The sequence below is a fragment of the Streptomyces sp. NPDC059371 genome (assembly GCF_042751995.1).
GTDB lineage: Bacteria > Actinomycetota > Actinomycetes > Streptomycetales > Streptomycetaceae > Streptomyces.
Genome location: NZ_JBHYXD010000106.1, coordinates 27,755 through 30,522, shown reverse-complemented (window position 1 = coordinate 30,522; position 2,768 = coordinate 27,755). Strand labels below are relative to the sequence as shown.

Annotated in this window: 2 protein-coding genes; both read right to left on the bottom strand. The window is 70.4% G+C overall.

The genetic code is table 11. The features are described from left to right. Window positions 1–98: 98 nt before the first annotated feature. The gene (locus ACFXGX_RS36550; protein WP_384800521.1) at window positions 99–1,331 is read right to left on the bottom strand and encodes a DUF5667 domain-containing protein; all 1,233 of its coding nucleotides are present in this window, start codon (window positions 1,329–1,331) and stop codon (window positions 99–101) included. A 256-nt stretch (window positions 1,332–1,587) separates the two neighbouring features. After that, window positions 1,588–2,358, bottom strand: coding sequence for an ECF subfamily RNA polymerase sigma factor, BldN family (locus ACFXGX_RS36545; RefSeq protein ID WP_384800518.1), 771 nt, complete (start codon window positions 2,356–2,358; stop codon window positions 1,588–1,590). Between the last annotated feature and the right edge of the window lie 410 nt (window positions 2,359–2,768).

The window sequence follows — 2,768 nt, the reverse complement described above, 5'->3', positions numbered from 1 at the left end:
ATCATTTTATGTTTTATTTTTTTTTTTTCGCGTCGCTCTGGGGGGCGGCGCCCCCCCCCCGGGGCGCCCCCCCCACCCCCGCAACCGCGGTGGTCCGGTCAGTCGCTGTCCTGCGTGTCGATGCCGAGGCCCGGCAGGAGACCGGGGAGCAGGGGCGGCAGGGTGACGTCGGGTTCGCTCGTCGCACTGCCCTTGCCGCCGGCGCTGGACGACGGGGTGGAGCTGGTGTCGTCCTGCGGCGGGTCGAGCAGACCGCCGGTGCCGCCGCCGAGCAGGCCCTCGCTGCTGCTGCCGGAACTGGACGGCTTGGGCTTGCCGCTGCTGTGGCTTTCGCCCGTGGAGCCGCTGCTGGCGCTGGGCGCCGGAGTGTCCGTGCCCGGCGAGCGGGTGGACTCCTCGCTCTTGCCCCGGTGACGGCCGGTGCCCTCGGGGGCGGGCGTCCTGGGCAGCAGCGAGCGCAGCGGGTCGACCTCTTCGTCTATGGCTTCGAAGACCGACGAGACCTGGTCACTGACGTCACCGAGCTGCACGGGCAGCCGGTCGCGCAGGGCGCCCCAGGCCTCGCGGTGGGACTGGGAGAACGCGGAGAGGGCCTGGATGGGGCCCAGCGAGCCGTCCCGTTCGTACGCCTCGTGCAGCAGTCGGTGGCCCTCGGAGGCGTCGTGCTGCATGCCGGACAGAGCTCGGCGGATCTCGCCCAGGGACTCGTGGTCGAGGTGTCCCGAGCGGCCCCGCTCCATCAGTCGGCGGGCTTCGCTCAGGCGGTTCGAGGCCTGGTCGAGGTAGAGCTCGCCCCGGTCGCTGTCGCCGTCGGCCAGCCCCAGCTTGATGTCCTCCATGCCGCGTTTGAGCCCGTAGAGCGAGTCACCGGGCAGGGCGTCGGAGCTCGCGGCGGCCACACCGCCGAAGGCTCCGGCGGCCACACCGACGGTGAGCCCGCCCGCGGCCAGCCCCTTGGACAGCCGGGACCGGGGTCGGAGCTTCCCCAGTCCGGTCGCCCGGTGCGCGCCCTTGGCCCGATGGGACCGCTGCCCGGGCAGAGCGCGGTCCGGACCCTCGCCTCCGGCGGCCGTGCCCTCCCGCAGCATGGCCTCCATCGCGGCGACGAGCTGGGCTCGCTGCACGATCTTGACCTCGGGGTCCAGCTCCGGTTCGGGCAGCTCGCCGAGACCGGTGGCGAGGGCCAACAGCAGCCCTTGCTCGGTCTGTTCCGCAGCAGCCCGGGACGGTGCCGACCCATCTGGCTGCTCGGCCGCCGTGCCCTGGTCGATCTCCTCCAGGGCCTGGGCGAAGGCGTTCGCCCGCCGGTGTGCCGATACGTTCGCGATCACTGGCGGCACCTCCTCTCGTCATGACGGTCGACTCCCCAGGGGGTCCTGAGGGTTGCACTCCCTGGTCGTCTGCACACGATCGGGTGATCGGTGCTGGCCAAGGCGTGACCACAGGGAGCCTGTATCCCGCACAACGAGTGTCACGGCACTTCGGTTACGGACGGCGGACGCACGGACCGCGAAGTCAACAGACTTTTACGGAAGGTGAGTTGGGCGTCGCTGAGCGTGCGCGGGGCCCCTGTGATCGAAAGCGGGCTCAGCGCACGTCGTCGGGCAGGAGCCGGGCCAGCGTGCGGACGGCCCGGTACTGCAGGGTCTTGATGGCACCCTCGTTCTTGCCCATCACCCGGGCGGTCTCGGCGACCGAGAGCCCCTGGAGGAAGCGGAGCGTCACGCACTCCTGCTGCTGAGGGTTGAGCCGGCGCACGGCGTCAAGGAGCGCGGCGTTGGAAAGCGACTCCAGGACGGAGTCCTCGGGGGAGCGCTCGACCTCGTTGGCGTCGAGCATCTCGCCGGTGGTCACTTCCAGCCGGAAGCGGCTGGACTTGAAATGGTCGGCCACCAGGTTCCGGGCGATGGTCACGAGCCAGGCGCCGAAGTCGCGGCCCTGCCAGGTGAAGGTGCCGATCCGGCGCAGCGCCCGCAGAAAGGTCTCACTCGTGAGGTCCTCGGCGGTCGCCTTGCTGCCGACCCGGTAGTAGATGTAGCGGTACACGGTGTCGCTGTACTGGTCGTAGAGCCGTCCGAAGGCGTCGGCCTCGCCGGCCTGGGCGCGCTCCACGAGATCCATCATCCGGGCGCTGTCACTGTCCGCGGCCGGACGGCGTGCGGTGGTGGCCGAGCCTGAGCGGCCCCGCCTGCCGACCGCCGCGTTGCCGTCGGCCAGGGCATAGCAAGGCCCGACGGGTGCGGGGAGGGCGAAGGCGGGGACGGCGTACGCGGTGGGGACGAAGCCGCGCAAACGGTCCAGGACCGTTGCGCGCAGCGTAGCCAGGCCCGAGGCGTCAACCCCGACGTGTGAGTACACGGGACTCCCAGAGGCAGAGCTTCCATCACGTGCAGTGCGGGACCTTTCACCCGTCGTGACGACGGAGGGGTACCGGTTTGCGTCTGAGGAGAATAACGCTTCGTACAGGCAGCACTACACCCAGTTGCTAAAATCATCGATTACGACGCTTTTGGCACGGATCGGTGCCTGTTCAAGTACCGGTCGGTGACCGTTTGTTGATCGCATCGGTTCGTGTTCCGCCTGAGTACAGGGCGTGTTGTGCCCGCCTGCGGAGAGCGTGACTGAGCCGCCCAAGACGTGGGTAGGACGATGTGATTGCCCTCGCGGCCGAGGCCCCGCCCCAGGTCCGGACAGGTTTTCGCCCCCTCCGCCCCTACCCGTCCCGTACCCGGGGGGGGGGGGGCGGGGCCGCCCGCGCCCGGGGGGGC